Here is a 21,667-nt window from a genome sequence, read left to right on the forward strand (position 1 = left end):
ATTCAGTTTCGATCAAGATCGCGCCATGGCCGATGCGTGGACCATCCTGTCCACCACCGAGATCGAGATCCTCGGAGACCCGCACTATCGGGCGCTGACCGTCGACAATCCAACCCTCGTGGCGGTCAAGGAACCCACGGTGCGGCGGTGGTGACCGGCGCCGAACCGGGTCCGTTCGTGGGCCTTCGAGGGCTCCGGATCCTGGACTTCTCCACCCAGATCGGTGGCCCTTACTGCTCCAAGCTGCTCGTGGACGCCGGCGCCACGGTCATCAAGGTGGAGCCGGTTGGCGGCGATCCGATGCGGACCTGGTCGTCCACCGGCGCCGACCTCCACGACGAAGACTCGGCGCTCTTCCGATTCCTAAACGCCGGCAAGCAGTCCGTCGTCGGCACCATCGACGACGACGCCATCGCCGGCCTGGTGGCCGAGGCAGACGTGGTCATCGAGGCCCACGGGCTCAGCGGCGATGCCGGCGAACGGCTCGACGTTGAGCGGCTACGTCGGGAACGGCCCGAACTGGTGGTGGCCTCCATCACCCCGTACGGCCTCACCGGACCCTGGGCGAACCGAGCGGCCTCGGAGTTCACCCTCCAGGCCGAGTCGGGATCGCTCGGCATCCGCGGCCTCCGGGGCGGCTCGCCGTTCCAGGCCGGCGGTCGTATCACCGAATGGTCCTCGGGCGTGTACGCCGCCGCCGCCGTGGTCCCCGCCGCCCTCCACGCTCAGGCCACCGGACGGGGCTGCCACCTCGACCTGTCGATGCTCGAGACAGCCAACATGGTCTTCACCAACTTCTCCGACACTATGAACCGCCTCCTCAACGGCGGCCCCGGGCGGGCCGAGCACGCCTTCTTGGCCCCCACGGTGGAGACCCCGTCGATCGAGGCGACCGCCGACGGGTGGGTGGGCTTCTGCACGAACGCTCGCAAACAATTCGAGGCCTTTCTGCTCCTCATCGAACGCCAGGATCTCGTGGGCGATGAGGAACTGGCCTCGGTCTTCGGGCGGATGGTCCGCTTCGAGGAGTGGACCGGACTCGTCAGCGACTGGTGCTCGGGCCACCGCACCGATGCCATCGTCGACGCCGCCGCCGCCCTTCGGATCCCCGTGGCCCCCGTCGGCGACGCCGAAGCGGTGCTGGCCCACCCGCACAACATCGACCGCGGTGTCTTTGTGGCCGATGCGTCCAACCGCTTCCGCCAACCGCGCCGGCCCTGGCGCGTCGATGACGCCGATCCGCCGCCCCCATCCCCGGCCCCCAGCCTCGATGAGAGCGGCGACACTCCACGTTTTCCTCCGCGAGCCGAGCCGGGCCCGTCGCTGTCGGCCGGCGCCGGCCCGGATGACCTCCCGCTGCGGGGCCTGCGCATCCTGGACCTGACGGCCTGGTTCGCGGGACCCTCGTGCACCCAACTCCTGGCCAGCCTCGGGGCCGAGGTGATCCATGTGGAGTCGGCCCGCCGACCCGACGGGATGCGGGGGATCGGCGTGATGATGGTCGGTAGCTACGAGCAGCACTGGGAGGCCAGCCCCCACTTCCTTCAGGTGAACACCAACAAGTCCGGGTTGACCCTCGATCTCGGCGATCCCACCGGCTTCGCGCTGCTGCAGCGGATGATCGCTCACTGCGACGTGGTGGTGGAGAACTTCACCCCCCGGGTCCTCGACGAGTTCGGGCTCACCTGGGACCTCGTGCGACAGATCAATCCCCGGGCGATCCTGGCCCGGATGCCCGCCTTCGGCCTCACCGGAGCGTGGCGGGATCGCCCCGGGTTCGCGCAGACCGTCGAGCAGTTCTCCGGCCTGGCCTGGATCACCGGATTCCCATCCGACCAGCCGCGCATCCCACGAGGACCGTGTGACCCGGTGGCCGGCATGCACGCCGCTCTGGCCGTCGTGGTAGCCCTGGCCGATCGGGACCGAACGGGTCGCGGCCACCTGGTCGAGAGCCCGCTGTCCGAGACGAGCCTGAACATTGCCGCTGAACAAGTGCTCGAGTGGACGGCATACGGCCGCCGGATGCAGCGGGAGGGAAACCGCTCGGCGTTGGCGGCCCCCCAGGGCCTCTACCCCTGCGTGCCTGGGGTTGTCGCCGTCGATTCGTGGGTGGCCATCTCTGTCGGCGACGACCGGCAGTGGCGGGCGCTCCGCGCCGCGCTCGGTGATCCCGCCTGGGCGCTCGATGCTGCCCTCGACACGCGCGAAGGCCGACGCCTCCAGCATGATCTCATCGACGAACACCTGGGGCGCTGGACGGCTCACCACCGGGCGGTGGACGCGGCGGCTGCGCTCCGGGCCGTCGGAGTGACCGCGTCGGCGGTGGTGGACGCGTCGCGTGTCCTTGAGGCCAACCCACAGATGGAAGCCCGGGGATACTTCGAAGCCCCCGATCACCCGGTCGTGGGGCCGATGCCGCTCCCCTCGCTGCCGTTCCGCATGAGCGGCGTGGACCAATGGCTGCGCCGCCCGGCCCCCACCCTGGGGCGCGACAACGGCACCGTTCTGCGGGATTTCCTCGGCCTCTCAACCGAAGAGATCGATGCCCTCGAGGCGAGCTCGGTGATCGCCCAGCACCCGGTCGAGCGATAGCGAACCAGGTGGTCTCTGTACCGCCGTGCCCGCTGGCACCACCAAACCGGCGCCAGCGATCGACCACGAGATCGGGCCCCTGACCAGACCAACCGTGGTGAGACCCTCTCCCAGGCACCCAGGCCGTTGCCGTAGCACCGACGGTGGCGGGCGACCGTGCGTTCAGCGGTAGCGGACTCCCTGACGATCGAGCTCGCGCTGCACCTCGTGGATGGGCGCCTCTGCGACCTCCACGCCCGCGTGCAGCGAGCAGGCGGCTGCGATGCCCGCCCCCTGGCCGAGGACGGCGCAGCAGGACATGTTTCGCGTGGCGGCGTGTGAGATGCGGTCGCCGCCCGATGATCGACCGGCCACCAGAAGGTTGCCGACCCCCTTCGGGATGAGGTTTCGGAACGGGATCTGGAAGTAGCGACCGGTCGTGGGGAGGACCAGCACGCCGTAGCCGTCAATGAACTCCGGGTAGATGCCGATCGAGTCTTCGAAGTGTGCCTGGTTCCGCACATCGGCCTCGGTGAGGTTGTACTCGGCGTCGATCTTGCGGGTGTCGCGGATGCCCAACGTCATGCCGAAATTGCGGAGGCGGGCACCGGAGCACCCCGGAGTGAAGGCGCGCAGCGCGTCGATGGCGTGCATCGCCTGCCGTCGACCTTCGATCTCACCGCGAGCCAGATCGTCAGGGTCGGTGCCGTCGAGGCCGTTGAGGTGCACGATGTTCATGTAGGTGAGTTCGCCCGTCTCGTGAAGCGCCCCCCAGGTGCCCGCCAGCGTAGTGAGATCGGACGGGATGATGCCCTCCTCGATGGCCCTGCGGAAGGGCTTCTGCAAGAACGGCGAGAACAGAGCGTCTTCCTTGTCGTCGGTCTCGATAACCCACTCCCCTCCCCCCGACCAATCGCCATAGGTCTGAGGATCGTCCCGCACTCCGTCCATGAACTTCCTCGGGTCGACACCCACCAGGTGGAACATCACCGAGGTGGCCATCATCTCCTCGCGAGGCGTGAGGTGGGTCAGCGCCCCCGCTCGATGAGCAACGTCGGCGTCGCCCGACGCGTCGATGACGCGCCGGGCCCGAATCGCCTCGCGACCGGCCTTGGATTCCGTGATGACCCCCACAACCTCGTCGCCCGAAACGAGCGGGGCCACGAACGTGCGATGGAGCATCCCCTCGATGCCCGCCTCCTCCACGAGGCGATCGGCCACCACCTTGAAGCCCTCGGCATCGAGCTCGAAGGACAGCGACTGGCTTTCCGCCACCGCGGCTCCCATCTCGTGCGCGCGGGTCTCGAACTCGCGACCGATGCCGTTCGCCTCAACGGTCTCCTCGTGGCGATACCAGGCCATACCCTCCACCCCGACCGCCGTGATATTGCCTCCGAAGCATCCGAAGCGCTCCAGCAGCGTCACCTGCACTCCGGCTCGCGCGGCGGCCAGCGCGGCGGCCAGACCCGCCGGGCCCGACCCCACCACCAGCACGTCGGTGTCGTGGATGACGTCGACCGTTCGGGCCGGTTCGGTGATCGTCCCGAGGACCCGCCGTGGCATGGCGTCATGCTGCCATACAACCAACGATTTGGTGGGCGCAGGGGGGACGGCTTTCAAACCCTGTCCAACGCAGGCTATCGGCGGCTGAGATCGGTGAGCTGTGCCACCTCTACTGCGAGGGTGCGCCGCTCGATGCCCTCGCTCGTCAGCACAAGGTGAACCGGATCACGATCATCACCCACCTGGATCGAGCAGGCATTCAACGGCGGCGCGTAGCCCGCAAGATGACCGACGACTCGGTTGCCAAGGCGGCGACACGATACGCGCAGGGCGCTTCGCTCGCCGGTCGTAGCGAAGAAGTTCAATGTCGGCGCCAGGACTCTGGCCCGCGAGTTCCGCCTGGCGGGGGTGTCGATCCGGCCCCGGCACGGCTGCTAACGCTGGGAGGGTCCCTACCCACCGTCAACCAAACCCTCGGCAGACCCGGGTGATTCATCCCTGGGGCGGCATGGATCAACCAACCGTCCAAGACGCCCCTGGCACCCACCGCCATCTGAGCAGCCGATGTCTCACCGACGTTGACACGTGCCGGTCCAGACTCCGGCGTCACAGCCTCCGTGTACGGTTCGATCGTGCTGCAGCTGCAGGGACATGAGCAGATGGGCGGCCTGGCTGACCAGTTGGCGGCCGTGCTCGCCGCGCCCGTGGCGGATCCGATGGCTGCGGAATGGATCGTCGTGGGGTCCGCCGGGGTTGACCGTTGGCTTCGCCTCCAGCTCTCGCAGCGGCTGGGATGCTCGGTGGACCCGTCATCGACCGACGGCGTCGCCGCCAATCTCGACCTGCTGTATCCCCAGCGACTGGTGCAGCGAATCCTCGCCCCGCGGGACCCGAACGAGCCCGATCCATGGGGTGTCGACCAGCTCACATGGGTGGTGCTGGAGGTGCTTGCCGGCCTGGGCTCCGATGCGCGCCTCGGTCCGATCGCACAGCTGGCACCAGGTGCGACCCGCTGGTCGCGCGCCCGGCGTCTGGCGGATCTCTTCGACCGCTACCTCCTCCACCGTCCGCACATGGTGCGGTCGTGGGGAGCCGGCGATGACGTCGACGGATTGGGTAATCCCCTTCCCGAGCGAGCGCGCTGGCAGCCGTACCTGTGGCGTTCGGTGCGCGAGCAGGTCGGCATGCCGAGCCCTGCGGAGTTGATGCCCGATCAGCTGGCCGCTCTGCGGGCAGGTCAGTGCCCCGACGACGTGCCCGAACGGGTCTCGCTCTTCGGCCTGACCACCATCCCGGGTGGGGCACCGTTCCTCGAACTGCTCGACGCGCTCGCGACCCAGCGAGACGTGCACCTGCTGCTCCACCACCCGTCAGCCGCGCTGGCCGACAAGGTCCGGCGTCCGCCCGGTGTTGTGGGTGGCCTCCACCCGCTCCTGCGCTCGTGGGCCCGCCCGGCGCGAGATACCCTCGTGCTGCTGGGCGACCGCGGGGCGGACGAGCCGATCGGCCCGGCCCCCACCCCTAGGTCCGCTGTGACCACCGTGCTCCAGCAGGTGCAGGCCGACCTCCGTGCCGATCAGAAGCCGGCCGGCCAGCTGGTCCCATCCGCGGACGACCGATCGCTGCGGATCCACTCCTGCCATGGCGCCAGCCGTCAGGTGGAGGTGCTCCGGGATCAGATCCTCCACCTGCTCGCCGACGACGACCATCTCCGGGAGGACGATGTCGTGGTTCTGTGTCCGTCGCTCGAGGAGTTCGTCCCCCTGATCGAGGCGGCCTGGGGTCCGAGCGCCTCGTCTAGCCCGGTGGCAGATGACAACAGCGGGTCGCCAGCGCTGGCCTACCGCATGACCGATCGCTCCCTCGGATCCATCGTGCCCGTCCTGGCCGCCCTAGCCTCGCTTCTGGAGCTCCTCGACAGCCGCTTCTCGGATGCGGCCGTGCTCGACTTTGCGAACCTAGCGCCGGTCCGCGAACGCTACGACCTCGATGACGAGGACCTGTCTCGCCTGGCTGACTGGGTGGAGCAGGCCAATGTCCGGTGGGGCCTCGACGCCGCTCACCGACAGCGATGGGGGTTGCCGGCCGGCCATGCGGACGGCGCGTGGTCCACGGCCCTGGACCGCCTGCTGCTAGGCGTGATGGTCAGCGACGATCCGCTGGCGCTCGGCCCGGGCGAGGTGCTCCCGATCGGAGTCGAAGGTTCAGGCGTCGCGCTGGCCGGACGCTTCGCGGAACTCCTCGACCGGTTGAAGCTGCTGGCAGACGAGGCCCAACGCCCACGGCCCGTCGGCGAGTGGATAGACCTGCTTCGCGACGCCTCGGACCAGTTGTTCGCCACCGAGCGCGGCGGAGAGTGGCAGGCAGCCAAGCTGGCCAACCTGTTCGAGGACATCGCCCAGCAGGCGGCGATCGGTGGCCAGCCCTCCGCCGTGGATCTCACACTGGCGGAGGTTCGAGCACTCATCGGTCGTCGCCTCCAGGACACCGCCGGTCGGGCCGAGTTCTTCCGCGGTGGGATCACCGTGACCTCCCTCACGCCGCTACGAGGGCTGCCGCACCGCGTCGTCTGCCTCCTCGGGGTCGACGAATCGGCATTCACATCAGGCGCCCCCGACGGAGACGACCTCACCTCGCTCGCTCCCGAGATCGGGGATCGAGACCGCCGCGCCGAAACCCGTCAGGCGCTGCTCGATGCGGTCCTGGCCGCGGAGGACCACCTCATCATCACCCGCACCGGCCACAGCGTGGTCACCAACCAGCCCGTCCCACCGGCGGTGGCGGTCGCGGAGCTGCGCGAGGCCGTGGCGGCCACCATCGCCGATGGCAAGCGCCAGGAGGCCATGGCCGCGATCGAGATCGCCCATCCCAGGCAGGGCTACGACGAGCGGAACTTCCGGCCGGGTGCGATCGATCCTGGCGCCACCGTGGCCTGGGGGTTCAACACTTTGGCTCGAGACGGTGCCGATCGACGCCGGATGAACCTGTCGCCGCCCGCGTTCCTGGAGGAGCCGCTCGCCGTCGACCCCCTGCCGGTGGTGGACCTCGGTGAGCTCCGAGACTTCCTCGAGAACCCGGTGCGATACTTCGTACGTTCGTGCCTCAGGGTCAACCTCCCCGAGGTTCCCTCGCGCTCCGGGGGCAAGCTCGTCGCCCCGTCGTCGACCTCGAGTGGCTTGGCCCGCGCCTCCGAAGGCCGCAACCTCGTGCTCGAGCTCGATTCGCTCGAGAGCTGGAAGGTGGCCGACCGCCTGCTGGCCCACCGGCGCTCCGGCGGCGACGTCGGCTCGTTCCGGCGACGGGAACGGGCGTCAGACCTCCTGCCGCCCGGCCGTCTGTCCGATCGGGCCATCGACCTCACCGTGGAGAAGGTGGACCCGCTCGTCGATTGCCTCGACGATCTTGGGGTACTGGGCACGGAACCGATCCAACGGCCCGTCGACGTGAGCCTCCCCGATGGCACGCGGCTGGTGGGATCGGTCCGAGACGACCGCGGGGTCGCCCCCGGCCCGGTCACGGTCACGGCGTCGCACTGGCACCGCAAGCGCGAGCTCGGTCCGTGGCTCGACCTGCTGGCGCTCACCGCGCAGGATCCCAGCCGTCCGTGGACCGCCCAGCTCGTGGCGTCCGCGAAGAGCAAGGCGCGCGTGAAGTCCGTAGCGATCACGCTGCCAGGGGAGTCCGCAACGCAACGTCGAGATCGAGCGCTGACCGCGCTGTCCACTGTGGTCGGCCTGTTCCAGCGCGGTCGGACCGAGCCGCTTCCGATCTTCCCCGAGACCTCGATCGACCTCTACGAGGGCAAGCCGAGGGCGGCCACGTGGAGCGGCTACCAGGGCATGGGTGAGGGTGTCGATCGCTGGGTCCAGCTGGTGTTCGGCTCGATCACGTTCGCCGAGCTGCTCGCCATTGAGTGCCGGCCCGACGACCCCCCTGGTGGGAACGGGGGACGGGCGGAGCGCTATGCCTCGGTCCTCTGGGGTGCGTTCCACGACTCCCAAGCCGCACCCGACGATGACGGGGCCGATCTGTGACCGCCTTGGAACCCTTCTCCCTGCACGATCCGCTGCCCACCGGCCGCTTGGCCATCGAAGCGAGCGCGGGCACGGGCAAGACCTATGCGCTGGCGTCCCTGGCTGCTCGCTACGTGGCCGAGGAGGGAATCCCGATCGGGGAGCTGCTGGTGGTGACGTTCACCCGGACGGCGGCGGCGGAACTGAAGGACCGGGTGCGGGCCCGGCTGGTGGAGTTTGCCGACCTCCTCGACTACACCGAGATCCCCGAGGATCTGGCAACGGACGCGGTCGCGGCCGCAGTCTGGGATCGCGACGGCTCCGTGCGGGCACTTCGCTCCGAACGGGTGCGCGCTGCGATCACCGACTTCGACAGCGCCACTATCACCACGATCCACGGGTTCGCCCAGCAGATCCTCGGCACCCTCGGTTCTGCCGTGCTGGCCGACCCCGATGCCGTGCTGCTCGACGATGCCAGCTCGATCGTGGCCCAGGTGGCCACCGACCTCCTGGTCGGAGAGGCGGTGCGGGCAGACCACGACCTCGATGATGTGCCCGACCTCAACGCGCTATGCGTCGCTGCGTCGCTGGCCATCGGGAACCCCGGTGCTCGCCTGGTGCCCAACGCGGATGACGACGTGCTACCCGCCGCCACCAGGTTGCGAGGACTGGTCGACCAGGTGGTGGCCGAGGTGGACCGCCGCCGCCGTGCAGCAGCGACGCAGTCGTTCGATGACCTGCTGGTCCGCCTGCGAGATGCCATCGCAGACGACACCTTCGGTCCGGCGGCCCGAGAGGCGATCCAGAGCCGGTACTGCGTTTCCCTCATCGACGAGTTCCAGGACACGGACCCGGTCCAATGGTCGATCTTCGACGCGGTCTTTGGACACCTCGCGTCCGGTGACCGCGGAGCGGGAACGGCGCTCGTCCTGGTGGGCGACCCAAAGCAGGCCATCTACGCGTTCCGGGGCGCCAACGTCCACACCTATCTCCAGGCGGCGCACGCACCGGGCACCGACCGTCGCAACCTGGACACCAACTGGCGGTCGGACCCCCGGGTGCTGGAGGCCACCGAGGTACTCCTGAGCGGCGCCACCTTCGGCGACGCCGGCATCGGGTTCCAGCGCGTAGCTGTAGCTGAGAAGAACAAGGGTCGGGCCTTCGTCACGGCCGACGGAACGCCGCTGCCCGCACTGTCGCTTCGGCTCGTGGATGCGCACGACGTGCCTCGCGTGAAGAAGGGCGATACCCGCTTTGCCCACGGTGATGGAGCGGCCGTCACCTTCGACGAGATGGGCTCGTACCTACGGGATCTCCTGGAACGAGCCCACATCCCTGACCCAGCCTCTGACGACCCTGGTGCCACCCGGCCGCTGCGCCCCGACGACATCGCCGTCCTGGTGAGCGCCAACTACGAGGCGGTCGAGATCCGTAAGGCGCTCGGGCGGATGGGCATCCCCGCCGTGATCTCACGTGGCGACAACGTGCTGACATCCGAGGCAGCCGGTCACTGGCACCGGCTGCTCGCTGCGGTGGCCCGTCCCACCGACCCCCGTGCCGCACGCGCCGCCGCGCTCAGCTGGTTCGGCGGTCGCGATGCGGGCTGGGTCGCGGCCGCGTCCGACGCCGATCTCGTGGAGCTACAGGAGCGGTTGCACCGCTGGGGCGAGCACCTGAACGCCCATGGCGTGGCCGGCTTCATCGGCCTGCTGCGCTCCGAGACCGGCGTGGCCGAACGGGTACTGGCCCGTGAGGACGGCGACCGGTCCATGACCGACGTCGACCACATCGCCGAGCTGCTGGTCATCGCCGGTGGACGGCGACCCAGCCCAACCTCGTTGCTCGCGCTCTACGAACAGCTGTCGGGCGGCAACGACGACGGCGATCCCGAGGCCGATCTTGCCGCTCGCCGGGTGGAATCCGAGGCTCGCGCCGTCCAGATCATGACCACGTTCGTGGCCAAGGGCCTCGAGTTCCCGGTCGTGTGCTGCCCGTCGCTGTGGCGCCCTCGCGGTGCGAAGGCAGACCACAACGTCTGGTGGGACCACAAGGACAGCACACGCGTCATCGACGTCGCCAGCAAGCTGGAGTGGGGCGACGCCGACGCTCGTGCGGAGCGCACGAGGGCGGCGGCGGCCGAGGCGGTGGGTACCAACCTGCGCGTGCTCTACGTGGCGCTCACCCGGGCATGCCACCACCTGGCGGTGTGGTGGCTGCCCACCGGCGATGCGCCGATCACGGGCCTGGCTCGGGTCCTGTTCGCCCGCGGGGAGGACGGGCAGATCGACCCCGAGGCCTTCACCGCTGACGAGGTCGATGTCCCCTTCGGTGAGGATGCGGTCGCGGCGCTGGAACCGTTGGTGGCACGTGGCGGCGGCACCCTCGACGTGGCCCTGGTGGGGCTGTCCACCATCGATCGGCGGCGGTGGGCCAGACCCGACGACCGTGTCGACGATGACCTCGTCGTAGCGTCGCTCGGACGCACGCTGCCGAGAGACTGCGCCCGCTGGTCGTTCACCTCCATCACCGCCCTGGGCGGTGGTCACCACGCCGTGCTGGATCCCACCGATGCCACCCTGGGAGACGGGCGATCGGCCGATGAGCACGACGTGGACGGAGCGGCCGCGGATCCGGACATCGTCGTGGGCCATGGCATCGACCTGCCGCTGGGCGACATCGCTGGTGGCGCTGGGTTCGGCAACCTCGTGCACAAGGTCTTCGAGGTCGCCGACTTCACCGCCGCGGACCTGGCGGCCGAACTCGGTGACGCGGTCGACGCGAGCCTGCGGTGGAACCGCTGGCCAGTAGATCCCGGCCTACTCGTCGAGGGACTGGAGGCGGTGCTGCGCACGCCGCTCGGGCCGTTGTTCGACGGTCGAGCACTGTGCGAGCTGCCTCGAACCGACCGGCTCGACGAGTTGACGTTCGATCTCACCCTCGGGATGGCCGGATCGATCCCGTCCGACGCCGATGTGGGTCGGGTCCTGCTCGAGCAGCTCGATCCGGATGATCCGCTGCGCCCATGGGCAGAGCACCTCGCCTCGGGCCCGTTCGGCGCCCGACTGGCGGGCCACCTCACCGGGTCGATCGACCTCGTGGCCCGCATCCACCGCGCGGGGACGCCCGACCGCTTCGTGGTCTGTGACTACAAGAGCAACCGACTGGCCGCACGAGGTGTCACCCCTACCTCTTGGCACTTCGAGCCCGATCAGCTGGTCGCAGCGATGGCCGATGCCGATTACCCGCTCCAGGCGCTGCTCTACAGCGTGGCCCTGCACCGCTACCTGCGGTGGCGGGTTGCGGACTACGACCCGGGGGTCCACCTCGGCGGCGTCGGTTACCTCTTCCTTCGCGGGATGGTGGGGCCTGACACCCCGGTACACGGCGGCGCCCCAGACGGCTTGTTCGAGTGGCACCCGCCGGCGGCGGCGATCCGCGCGCTGTCCGATCTTCTCGATGGCCGTCCCCGTCGTCCGGGCGGTGGGTCGTGAACGATCCGATCACCGTACACATCCCGCCCGAAGCGGCATCGCTTCGTCCGTTCGTCGACGCCGGCGTACTGCGCGTGCCTGAGGTGCAGGTGGCAGCTGCAGTTGCCCGCTCGGTGCCCGGGACACCCCACGAGGTCCTGTTGGCCGCCGCACTGTGCGTCCGGGCGTTGCAGCTCGGGCACGTCTGCGTAGCGCTCGACGAGGCCTTGCCCGGCCTGGGTGCTGAGCGAGCCGGTGATAGTGACCCCAGTTCCGACGGCGACAGCGAGGCCGATCATGCTCTCGACGCGGCGGTCGCTGCACTGGTGTGGCCGGAGCCCGCCGCCTGGGCCGCTGCGTTGGGGTCTGCTGCGGCCGTGGTGGTGCGTGACGCCGCCACCGGTGGACCGGCGACAGCCGTTGTCGGCGATGTGACGCTTCCGCTCGTGTTCGATGGTCGGCGCGTGTACCTCGAGCGTTACTGGCGCTATGAACGCCAGGTCGGCGACCGGCTGATCTCCGCCGCTGCCGAGGACGATCTCGCCGCCTCCGGGTCCCTCGACGCGGTGCTCGACACCTACTTCGGAGCCGACGATCCGGCTCAGCCGGACCTCCAGCGACGGGCGGCGTCGGTAGCGCTGCGGCGTCGAGTGACGGTCGTGGCCGGTGGTCCCGGCACGGGCAAGACCTACACGGTGGCGCGCCTTTTGGCCGCGGCCCACCAACTGGCGATCGACGCAGGGCGTCCGCTCGTGGTGGCGCTGGCGGCACCCACGGGGAAGGCCGCCGCTCGGATGAGCGAGGCCGTGCACCAGGCGGTGACCACCGCGTCGCTCCCTCCCGAGGTGGCGGGCCCGTTGCTGGCTACAGAGGCCGGCACGATCCATCGGCTGTTGGGTTGGCGTGACGGGATGTCGTTCCGCCACGACCACACCGATCCGCTTCCGCACGATCTGGTGGTGATCGATGAGACCTCGATGGTCGATCTGCCGCTGATGGCCAAGGTGCTCGACGCGCTTCGCCCACAGACCCGTCTGGTGCTGGTGGGTGATCCGTTCCAGCTCGCGAGCGTCGAGGCGGGAGCGGTCATGGGCGACATTGTCGGGCCGGCAGCCCGCGGCCCACTAGTAGTCTCCGGGAAGCTCGAGGACAGCATCGTGGTCCTTGATCGTGTCCACCGGTTCGGCTCCGATTCCGCCATAGCCCGGCTGGCTGACTCGGTGCGAACGGGCGATGTGGATGGGGCCCTCGATGTGCTGCGCGATCCGAGCGTCGACGATGTGACGTTGATCGACCCCGGCGATGCCGATGCCCTCACGATGCTCCGACGGGAGGTGGCCAAGCAGGCAGCGATCGTGGTCCGAGCCGCTCACGCCGGCGACGCCGAAGCGGCGATGGCGGCGGCGCTTGATCTGAAGGTGCTGTGCGGAACGCGGTGGGGTCCGCTGGGCTCCTACGGCTGGCGGGATGAGATCGAACGGCGCCTGGGGCGCCTGGTGCCGGGGGTGCGGACGGACCGTCGCTGGTACGTGGGGCGGCCGGTGATCGTCACCCGCAACGACTACGTCACCGGCGTGTTCAACGGCGATACCGGCATCGTCATACTGAGGGACGACCGTCCCGTGGTGGCGGCGCCTTCGGCGGCGGGCATGCGAGAGCTGGCTCCTTCGCAACTTGCGGAACTGGAGACCTGGTGGGCCATGACCGTGCACAAGAGCCAGGGCTCGGAGTTCGCCCATGCGGTGGTGTCGCTCCCAGCGGCAGGGTCGCGGATCTTGTCGAACGAGTTGCTCTACACGGGAATCACGCGGGGCAAGGAGCGGGTGACGTTGGTGGCAACGGAAGCGGCGGTCCGAGCAGCGATCTTGCAGCCGATCACCCGGGCGTCGGGGTTGCATGAACGGCTCTGGGGGTAGTTCGCCCTCAGGGGTGAACGACGAGGGTCGATCCGCCGGCATCGGGGAGGCGCTTGACCTCGATGCCCAGGTGGAGCTGCTGCTTCATCGCTTCGACGTGGGTGATGGCGCCGACCATGCGGCCGGTGGCGTGCAGTTGGTGCAGCGTGTCGATGGCGTCGTCGAGCGAGCGGGGGTCGAGCGACCCGAACCCCTCGTCGACGAACAGCGTCTCGAAGGTCTTGCCGCTGGCGGCGCCCCCGTGGCTGACGACGTCGGCCAGTCCGAGGGCGAGGGCGAGCGATGCCTGGAACTGCTCTCCGCCGGAGAGCGAGCAGGTGGAGCGGGCTCGTCCGGTGGTGGCGTCGAGGACCTCGAGGTCGAGTCCGTACTTCCGCCGACCGTCGGCCTTCGTCTCGCCGCGGTGGAGCGTGTAGCGCCCCGAGGTCATCCGGTGGAGGTGGACGTTGGCCTCAGCGGTGACGCGATCGAGTTCTCGCGTGAGGACCCAGCGCTTCAGGGACATGTCGGCGCCGGGCCCGCCGTCCTGGCATACCTGGAAGGCCAGATCGGCTCGTTCAGACCGAGCCCGCTGATCATCGGATCCTTCAATGAGCTCGTCGTGCTTCTTGAGGGCCAAGCGGCTGTACTGGCGGGCATCGGTGGCGCTGGTGCATTCGGCGGCTCGGGCGGCCTGGTTGGCCGCCGCCGCGGTCCGGGCGGACTCGGTGGCCGCGAGGTCAGGGGCATGGGCGGGGATGCCCTGCTTGGTGAGGACCTCGAGTGCCGTGGTGGCCGCGTCGCAGGCCTTGTCGTATTCGGTGGCTGCGGAATTCTTGGCCTGCTCGTCGTCGCTGGACAGGAGCGCCTCACGGGCCTCGCCCTCGGTGTCGAACGGGCTGGCGGCGAGCGCTTTGGTGAGCTGCTCCTCGTTCACGGTTGCGGCGGAGCCTCGGCTGTTGACGTTGGTGAATCGCTGCTCCAGACCCGTGACGTGGCCGTCCAAGGCGTCGAGCACTTTGCCGGTGCGATCCACGTCGTCGCCATCTATCCCGCTGGTCGCGAGCTTCGCCGCGTCCAGCTCGGTGGTGCGCTGGGCCAGGTCTTCCCGGGCCGCATCGGTCTTCTCGGCGAGCCGGGCGAGCCGGAGGTCCACGGTGTGGAGCACATTCTCGAGGGTCGAGTGCTCGTGCTCCAGGTTGGCGAGCGTCCCGGCGTCCTCGGTGGCCTGGACATGCTGCGCGGCGAGCTGGGTCGAGCGGGCCGTGAGCTGGTCGATGGTGGCGTCGACGTCGTCATCCAGGGTGCTTCGCAGGACCGTCTGGCGACTCTCGAGGACACCGACGGCCGAGTTGGCGGCGTCTCTGGCCGCCGACGCTCGTTGGACATCGTCATCGGTGGTGGGGGCGTCGCCATCGCCGGTGGCGGGCATCGGATGCTCGACCCCGCCGCACACCGGGCACGGTTCGCCCTCGACCAGCCTTGCTGCGAGGCGAGGTGCCTGGGTCGAGACGAAGGCCCCGTAGACCCGTTCGTAGTTGGCGCTGACCGCGGTGGCGTTGGCTGCGGCGTCGACCAGCTCCGCCTGGACCTCATTGAGCTCACGCCGTGCGTCGACGCGCCGGGTGACCTTCGCGCTCTCGGCCTTGATGCCATCCGGATCCACCGCACGCGATCGGAGGTCGGTCAGGGCGGTTGCGATCACATCGCGCCGCTCTGCCGCCGCCGACCGGGTGGCGCTGGCGGTGGCGATGTCGGTGGCGATGGCTTGGCTGGTGCTGGTTCCGGCATCGTGCTCGGCGAGCGCGTCACGGAGCTTCTTGAGGGCGGCGACGTTGACCTGGTGGAGGGACCGCTGGGTGGCGACCTGATCCTTGATGGTGCCCGCCGTGGAGGTGTCGGCCTCCACGCCGATAGATGAGAACGATTCGCTGATGGTCGAGAGGCGGTCGGCGAGCTGATCCTTCGCCGTAACCTCGGTCTGGCGCGCCTCGGCGAGGGCGTCGGCGGCGACGGTCACGGGGCGGGCGGCAACTGAGGCGCTGGCGGACGCACGATCGGCCCGGACCACGGGTTCCCGCTCTTGCAGCGCAGCGAGGGTAGTGCGGTGCCCTTCGGCGGCGTCGAAGCGGGTGGCCTCCCCTTCGGCGCGGTGGTGGGCCTCGGTCGCCACTCCGACCTCAACCACAAGTTCTGCGACCTTGGCGGCGAGGGCGGCGAGCGGAGCGTCGATCGAGTGCAGCAACGAATCCATCCCGTCGCGTTCGATCTTTTCGAGGCCCTCGGGCAGCTCGAAGCCCAGTGGCGAGGCAGCGTGCTGCAGGTTGGTGCGGACGTTCTCGAGCTCTGCACTGATCGAGTTGTCGATGGCGCCGATCTGCTGGCGCAGCTGGTTGCGGTCCTGCTTGAGCTGGTCGACGATGTCGTCGAACACCTTGCCGCCGAAGAGCTGGCCCAGCAGAGACTCGCGCTGTGCGGTGTCCGCCAGCAGGAACTGCGAGAACTCGCCCTGGGGCAGGAGGATGACCCGCTGGAACTGCATCGCGTCGAGGCCAATGAGGCCGCTGCAGGCAGCACTGGTGTCGCGGGCGCCGGTGGCGATGGACTCGGTTCCATTGTCGGTGACCCGTACGAGTTGAGCATTGGCCAGCTCTTTCGTGAACCCGCTTCCGCGTGCCGCCGAGCGGAACTGCTCGGGGTTCCGGGTAACGACGTAGCGCTCGCCGCCGCTCCCGAAAGTGAAAACGACCCGGGTCCGGGTCTCGGGGGATGCGTGATCAGACTTGACGTCCTTGGCGTCCTTGAGGGGCATCTTGCCGTAGAGCGCCCAGCACATGGCATCGAAGATCGTGGTCTTGCCGGTGCCGGTATCGCCGCTGACCACGAAGAGGCCGCGTGGCGCGAGGGATGCGAAATCGATTGTCTCGGTGCCGGGGAAGGACCCGAAGGCCTCGAGGATGAGCTTGATCGGCTTCATGTGGGACCCCCAGCGGTCGCGCGGGTGGTGGCCCCGACCAGGAGTGCATCAAGCAGGACGTCGGGCGGGCTTCCCTGGGCGGCCTCCCAGAACTGACGGGCCGCGTCGATGGGAGGAAGGTCCCGGACATCGGTGGGTGCCGAACCGATCTCGAGCTCGTTCCCGTTGGGCAGGAGGCGGACCTCGACGATGTGGGGGTAGCGGGTGGCGAGCCGCGCCTTGGCGTCGAGCACCGTCTCGCGGTCGGTCACGATGGCCCGCACGAAGCACTCCTCTGCGCCGGCGTGGTCGACCGAGTCGAGCAGGTAGCCGAGCTCGCCGGTGAGGGTGCGGACCCGGCGGCCAACGGTGACCGGGATCTCGCTGATCTCGCAGCCGCCAACCCCATCCATCTCGATGACGGTAACGGACTTCTCGTGCTCTTCGGAGAAGGAGTAGGCCAGCGGTGTCCCCGAGTAACGAACGGTGTCCCCGCCCGCGGTTTGCGGCCGATGGAGGTGACCGAGCGCGGTGTACGAAAAGCCGTCGAACACGCTGGCGGGCACCTCGCCCGTGCCGCCCACGACGAGCTGACGCTCGGACTCGGAGGTCGTGGCGCCGGTGACGTAGGCGTGGGCGATCGCAAGTGAGCGCGGCGAGGTGCGTGCAGAGCGGGCGGCGCCGGCGGCGGTCTCGAGCACGGAATGGTGGGTGCGTCGCTGGCGACGCTCCACCAGCGCGGTCTCGTCGTCGCCGTCGGCTGTAGGCTCCTCGTCTGCGCCAAAGCGATCTGGCGCTGCTTGCGGCTCGAGGAAGGGCAGGAGCACGAGGTCCAGCGGCCCGTCGCGGAACTCGTGGCAGATGACCTCGCCGATGCCCTGGTAGCCGCCGCGGAGGTAGAAGTCGCTGGGGTCAAGCATGTTCGCGTAGGGGGCCAGGCGGTCCGGGCTGTCGTGGTTGCCGCTGATAGCTGCGACGACGGTGCCCGTGGCCAGCAGGCGACCCATGGTGTCTCGGAACAGATCGATGGCCTCGACGGGGGCGATCGCCCGGTCGTACAGGTCTCCCGCAATGACCACGAGGTCTGCGTCCTGGTCCTGGACAAGCCTGACGAACCAGTCGGAAAATGCCTCCTGGTCGCTCCGCAACGACACCGGACCGAAGTGGCGGCCGAGGTGCCAATCGCTGGTGTGGATGATCTTCATCGTGCTCGACATCCCGTGGTCAGCGTCTCGGAGAGGGTACTCCGCCTGCTCCAGATGAAGCGGCGTCACCATAGCTATGGGGTGTGACGGCCATAGTGAACATGTCCCGTGTCAGGAACCTGGCAGAGATTTCGATTCGGGGAAGTTGAGGGTTCTTGGGTCGGCGTGGCCAAGATGGACGCCGAGGGGCCGGTACCAGGACAGGGCCTCGTGGGGTCGGATCTCGTTGAACTCGGTCCGGTAGGCATCCCTCTCTCGGACCAGGTCGAGTCCCCGACCGCCGATGAAGCCGCGGCGAGGTGATATGTTGGCAGTCGGCGCGCAGATTCAGCCGAAGCGAGGCTGAGCCGATGACAGGACGTGAGGCGCCCGCCCAGACCGAATCGGGCGCGGGGAGCGCCTACACCATCGCCACCGCGCTGTCCGTCGGGGGGACGGCCGTCGGCATGTTGGTGGCCACCGGCGCGATCACCCTCGCGGCAGGCACCGCCGGCAACGAGGGCCTTGCCACCGCCACCTTCTTGGCACTCGCCCTGGTTGCCGCGGCAGTGACCGTGCCCCACGCCCCGTCTCTCGCCCACCGGTTCGGATCCCGCAGGATGTTCGTTGTCGGGAAGTCCACCGGGGCGGTGCTCTGGCTCGGTGGCGGACTGCTCATCTTGGGTGGAGCACCGCCCGTGGCAGTCCTCTACTGTCTGGCCCCGTTGATGGGCGTCGCCATTGGCACGACGCAAGTCATCACCCCCTTGCTCACGAAGGCGTACCTGGCGGCCGCTGGGTCGATGTCGGCTACGTGGGCGAGGATCAAGGCATTCTCGGCCATCGGCGCGGCGACCGGCGCGCTCGGCGGCGGTGTCCTGCTCAACGCCGGGACCTTTGGCTGGGGACTCGTGCTGAACAGCGCCCTCACGCTCCCGCTGATCGTCGTCGTCTGGCGCATCGACCCAGCGGGTTCGTTCCAGGAGCCGAGGCCATCGGAGCGGGCGTGGCGCGACATACGGACCCTGGTCCGCTCCAACCGGGCGCTTCGCCTGGCCTTCATCAACGCCAGCCTCGTCAGTGTGGTCGTGGCGCCTCCGTTGCTTCTGGTAGTACCGATCACCAACGATCTCCGTCCAGGGGCGGTGCTCGTCGGCGCCGGGATACTGCGCGCATCGCTCTACCTGGGTGAGTTCCTCGTACCGCTCGTCGTCCGACGAAGCACGCGGCAGCGGTCGGACCTCGAGGGCTCGATCCTCACGGGTGCCGGCGCTGCGGCCGTCCTCGTGCTCCTGGCGCTCACGGCATTGATCCTCACCCGAGGTGTTGAACTCGTGGCCTGGGTCGCCATAGGGATCGGACTCGGATCGCTGCGCTACGGGTCGCGCGCGATGACCGTCGGTACAGCCACCGACGCGGTCGAACCCGGCCAGCAGGTCCACGCGATCGCCGCAATTTCCGTGGCAGCCCAACTCGCGGCCCCGGTCGGCCTGCTCCTCTGGGGTCTGTGCATCGATGGACTCTCTGCGACCACTGCACTGCTCGCCTTCGGGGCGGTCGGCATCGCCTCGGCTGGGCTGCTCAGGGCGCGGCTCCCTCGGTGAGCGCTCAGAGGGCCGACCCTGGTGCGTGCCAACGTTCAGACAGCAACACCCCCGGCGAGCCGCGCTACCCAGAGGGTTTGAGTAAGAACGTTTTGGTGGGCGATGGGGGACTCGAACCCCCGACCTCCTGCGTGTCGAGCAGGCGCTCTAACCAACTGAGCTAACCGCCCTTGGGACGGCCGACCATAGTGCCGAATCTCCCGGGCCAGCGACCCGAGCCGGAGAAACGCCCGATGGATCCGCTGGTGAGTTCTTCTAGGGTCTGCTCCATGGATTCCCCTAGCAGTGCCACCCTGGAGTCGTCGTCGGTCCCGCCCCTTCGCCAACTCTGGGGCCACGCCAGCGGCCACCACCCCAAAGTGATCTTGGCCAGCGTGTTCTCGGTCCTCAATAAAATGTGCGACATCGCCCCCGAACTGCTGATCGGTGTGGCGGTGGACATCGTGGTGAACGAGGGCGAGACCCTCGTGCAGCGCCTTACCGGCATCGAAGACCGTTATGACCAGCTGTACCTGCTCGCCGGCATCACGGTGCTCGTGTGGATCGCCGAGTCGATCACCGATTACATCGCCACTATCACCTGGAGGAACCTCGCCCAGGAAATCGAACACAACGTGCGCATGGAGTCCTACCGCCACGTACAGGAACTGGAACTGGCGTACTTCGAAGATCGATCTTCCGGCGGGCTTATGGCCGTGCTCAACGACGATGTGAATCAGTTGGAACGCTTCTTGGACATGGGCGCCCACGAAATGATCCTCACCATTACCAATGTCGTGCTGGTGGGGATCACCTTCGCAGTGATCTCCCCGCTTCTCGCCGTCCTGGCCTTCCTCCCCATTCCCGTGATCATCGGAGGGTCGCTGCGCTACCAACGCACGCTCGAGAAGCGCTATGACGTCGTGCGTTCCGCCGCGGGGCGTATTGCCGACACGCTCACCAACAACCTGGGCGGCATCGCTACCATCAAGGCCTTCAACGCCGAAGAGCGCGAAGTGGCTCGCGTGGCCGCCGACAGCCAGGCCTACAGCAGCGCCAACGCCGAGGCGATCCGCTACTCCAGTGCCTTCGTTCCCCTCATCCGCATGGCCATCCTCGCCGGTTTCACCATGACCCTCGTGGTGGGCGGTCGGGCCACGTTGAACGGCACCCTCAAAGTGGGGGCTTTCACCGTTCTCGTGTACATGACCCAACGCTTGCTGTGGCCCCTCACTCGCCTGGGCGAGACCTTCGATCTCTATCAGCGGGCCATGGCCTCGTGCCGTCGGATCTTCGGGCTCCTCGACGTCGTCCCGTCAATCCGTTCCGGCGCCTCCACCCTCACCCATCCCGTAGCCGGGGCGGTGAGATTCGACAACGTGTCCTTCAGCTATGGCGAAGGCCGCGAAGTGCTGCGCAGTGTGAGCCTCGACATCCAGCCCGGCGAGACCCACGCCATCGTGGGCGCCACCGGGGCCGGCAAGAGCACCCTCGTAAAACTCCTCCTGCGCCTCTACGAACCCACCAGCGGCACAATCTCCATTGACGGCGTGCCCGTCGAAGACCTCACCTTCGCCTCCCTACGCCACTCCATGGGCTTCGTCAGCCAAGAGGCGTTCCTCTTTCAGGGAACGGTGCGCGAAAACCTCACCTACGGCCGGCCCGACGCCAGGGACGACGACCTCGTGCGGGCCGCCACCCTCGCTGAGGCCCATTCCTTTATCTCCATGCTTCCCGAGGGCTACGACACGATCGTGGGCGAGCGAGGCCAGAAACTCTCCGGGGGCCAGCGCCAACGGCTCACCATCGCCCGGGCCATCCTGCGAGACCCGGCCATCCTGGTACTCGATGAAGCCACCTCAGCGGTAGACAACGAAACCGAAGCGGCCATTCAGCGATCCCTCGCCCAGGTCTCGGCTCATCGCACCACCGTGGTGATTGCCCATCGGCTCTCTACGGTGCGCCACGCCGCCCGCATCCACGTGCTCGAGGCCGGCGAGATGATCGAATGCGGGACCCACGATGAGCTGGTGGAAAAAGGCGGGCTCTACGCGGCGCTTTGGCGCGTTCAGACCGGGGATGCGGTAACGACCACGCTGGAGTGACACACAACAGCGCCGCCACCCGAGGGTGGCGGCGCTGGGTGCACGGACTACTTGTTGACGGTGTCCTTGAAGGTTTTGCCGACCTTCACTTTCGGGACCTTGGCGGCGGCGATCTGAATCTCGGCCCCTGTGGAGGGGTTGCGACCCGTCCGAGCGGCCCGCTCGGCTCGCTCAAAGGTGAGGAAACCAGGGATCTGAACCCTGCCGCCAGCCGCGACAGTGGTGGTGATGGTGTCTTCGAAGGCGCTGAGGACAGAGCCCACCGTGGCGGCGGACTGACCTGACTTCTCTGCGACAGCGCTGACGAGTTCGGCCTTATTCATCGAGGGCCCTCCTTAGGGACGAATCTTGACGAACCCCACGCTAAACCACGGTAATGCGGGGGTG

General features: G+C 68.5%; 11 protein-coding genes, 1 tRNA gene and 1 pseudogene. 7 read left to right on the top strand and 6 right to left on the bottom strand.

Going from position 1 to position 21,667, the window contains the following annotated elements:
* Positions 1 to 147: 147 nt before the first annotated feature.
* Positions 148 to 2,592: a CoA transferase gene (locus EXQ71_08995; GenBank protein ID MSO87643.1), complete on the top strand. Its 2,445-nt coding sequence runs from the start codon at positions 148 to 150 to the stop codon at positions 2,590 to 2,592.
* A gap of 162 nt (positions 2,593 to 2,754) precedes the next feature.
* On the opposite strand, the gene EXQ71_09000 is transcribed toward EXQ71_08995, so the two are convergent.
* Positions 2,755 to 4,134 (bottom strand): FAD-dependent oxidoreductase, encoded by a 1,380-nt coding sequence (locus EXQ71_09000; GenBank protein ID MSO87644.1) that lies wholly within the window; start codon positions 4,132 to 4,134, stop codon positions 2,755 to 2,757.
* Between the two features lie 74 nt (positions 4,135 to 4,208).
* On the bottom strand, positions 4,209 to 4,439 hold the full coding sequence (locus EXQ71_09005; GenBank protein ID MSO87645.1) for a hypothetical protein: 231 nt from the start codon (positions 4,437 to 4,439) through the stop codon (positions 4,209 to 4,211).
* 267 nt (positions 4,440 to 4,706) lie between these two features.
* On the opposite strand from EXQ71_09005, the gene EXQ71_09010 reads away from it, so the two are divergent.
* From EXQ71_09010 to recD, 3 genes are read left to right on the top strand one after another with little or no spacing between them, the layout of a single operon-like run.
* Positions 4,707 to 8,108: an exonuclease V subunit gamma gene (locus EXQ71_09010; GenBank protein MSO87646.1), complete on the top strand. Its 3,402-nt coding sequence runs from the start codon at positions 4,707 to 4,709 to the stop codon at positions 8,106 to 8,108.
* Positions 8,105 to 11,578 (top strand): hypothetical protein, encoded by a 3,474-nt coding sequence (locus EXQ71_09015; GenBank protein ID MSO87647.1) that lies wholly within the window; start codon positions 8,105 to 8,107, stop codon positions 11,576 to 11,578. The genes EXQ71_09010 and EXQ71_09015 overlap by 4 nt, the downstream gene beginning before the upstream one ends.
* A complete protein-coding gene (gene recD, locus EXQ71_09020) occupies positions 11,497 to 13,473 on the top strand; it encodes an exodeoxyribonuclease V subunit alpha (GenBank protein ID MSO87648.1) in 1,977 nt (658 codons plus the stop codon). The genes EXQ71_09015 and recD overlap by 82 nt, the downstream gene beginning before the upstream one ends.
* A 7-nt stretch (positions 13,474 to 13,480) precedes the next feature.
* Here the strand turns inward: recD and EXQ71_09025 are convergent, their stop codons facing one another.
* On the bottom strand, positions 13,481 to 16,429 hold the full coding sequence (locus tag EXQ71_09025; protein ID MSO87649.1) for an SMC family ATPase: 2,949 nt from the start codon (positions 16,427 to 16,429) through the stop codon (positions 13,481 to 13,483).
* Entirely contained in the window at positions 16,426 to 17,685 is a 1,260-nt protein-coding gene (locus EXQ71_09030; GenBank protein ID MSO87650.1) for an exonuclease SbcCD subunit D, read from the bottom strand. The genes EXQ71_09025 and EXQ71_09030 overlap by 4 nt, the downstream gene beginning before the upstream one ends.
* 288 nt (positions 17,686 to 17,973) lie before the next feature.
* Between EXQ71_09030 and EXQ71_09035 the strand changes: the two are divergent.
* Positions 17,974 to 18,132: pseudogene (locus EXQ71_09035) on the top strand (LytR family transcriptional regulator).
* A gap of 80 nt (positions 18,133 to 18,212) precedes the next feature.
* Positions 18,213 to 19,196: a hypothetical protein gene (locus tag EXQ71_09040; protein MSO87651.1), complete on the top strand. Its 984-nt coding sequence runs from the start codon at positions 18,213 to 18,215 to the stop codon at positions 19,194 to 19,196.
* 93 nt (positions 19,197 to 19,289) lie between these two features.
* On the opposite strand, the gene EXQ71_09045 is transcribed toward EXQ71_09040, so the two are convergent.
* Positions 19,290 to 19,366, bottom strand: a tRNA-Val gene (locus EXQ71_09045).
* Positions 19,367 to 19,465: 99 nt separating this feature from the next.
* On the opposite strand from EXQ71_09045, the gene EXQ71_09050 reads away from it, so the two are divergent.
* On the top strand, positions 19,466 to 21,280 hold the full coding sequence (locus EXQ71_09050) for an ABC transporter ATP-binding protein (protein ID MSO87652.1): 1,815 nt from the start codon (positions 19,466 to 19,468) through the stop codon (positions 21,278 to 21,280).
* A 47-nt stretch (positions 21,281 to 21,327) separates the two neighbouring features.
* On the opposite strand, the gene EXQ71_09055 is transcribed toward EXQ71_09050, so the two are convergent.
* Positions 21,328 to 21,603 carry an HU family DNA-binding protein gene (locus EXQ71_09055; GenBank protein ID MSO87653.1) on the bottom strand — a complete coding sequence of 92 codons (276 nt, stop codon included), beginning with the start codon at positions 21,601 to 21,603 and terminating at the stop codon, positions 21,328 to 21,330.
* Between the last annotated feature and the right edge of the window lie 64 nt (positions 21,604 to 21,667).

This window comes from Acidimicrobiia bacterium, from assembly GCA_009694375.1.
Lineage (GTDB): Bacteria > Actinomycetota > Acidimicrobiia > Acidimicrobiales > VFJN01 > VFJN01.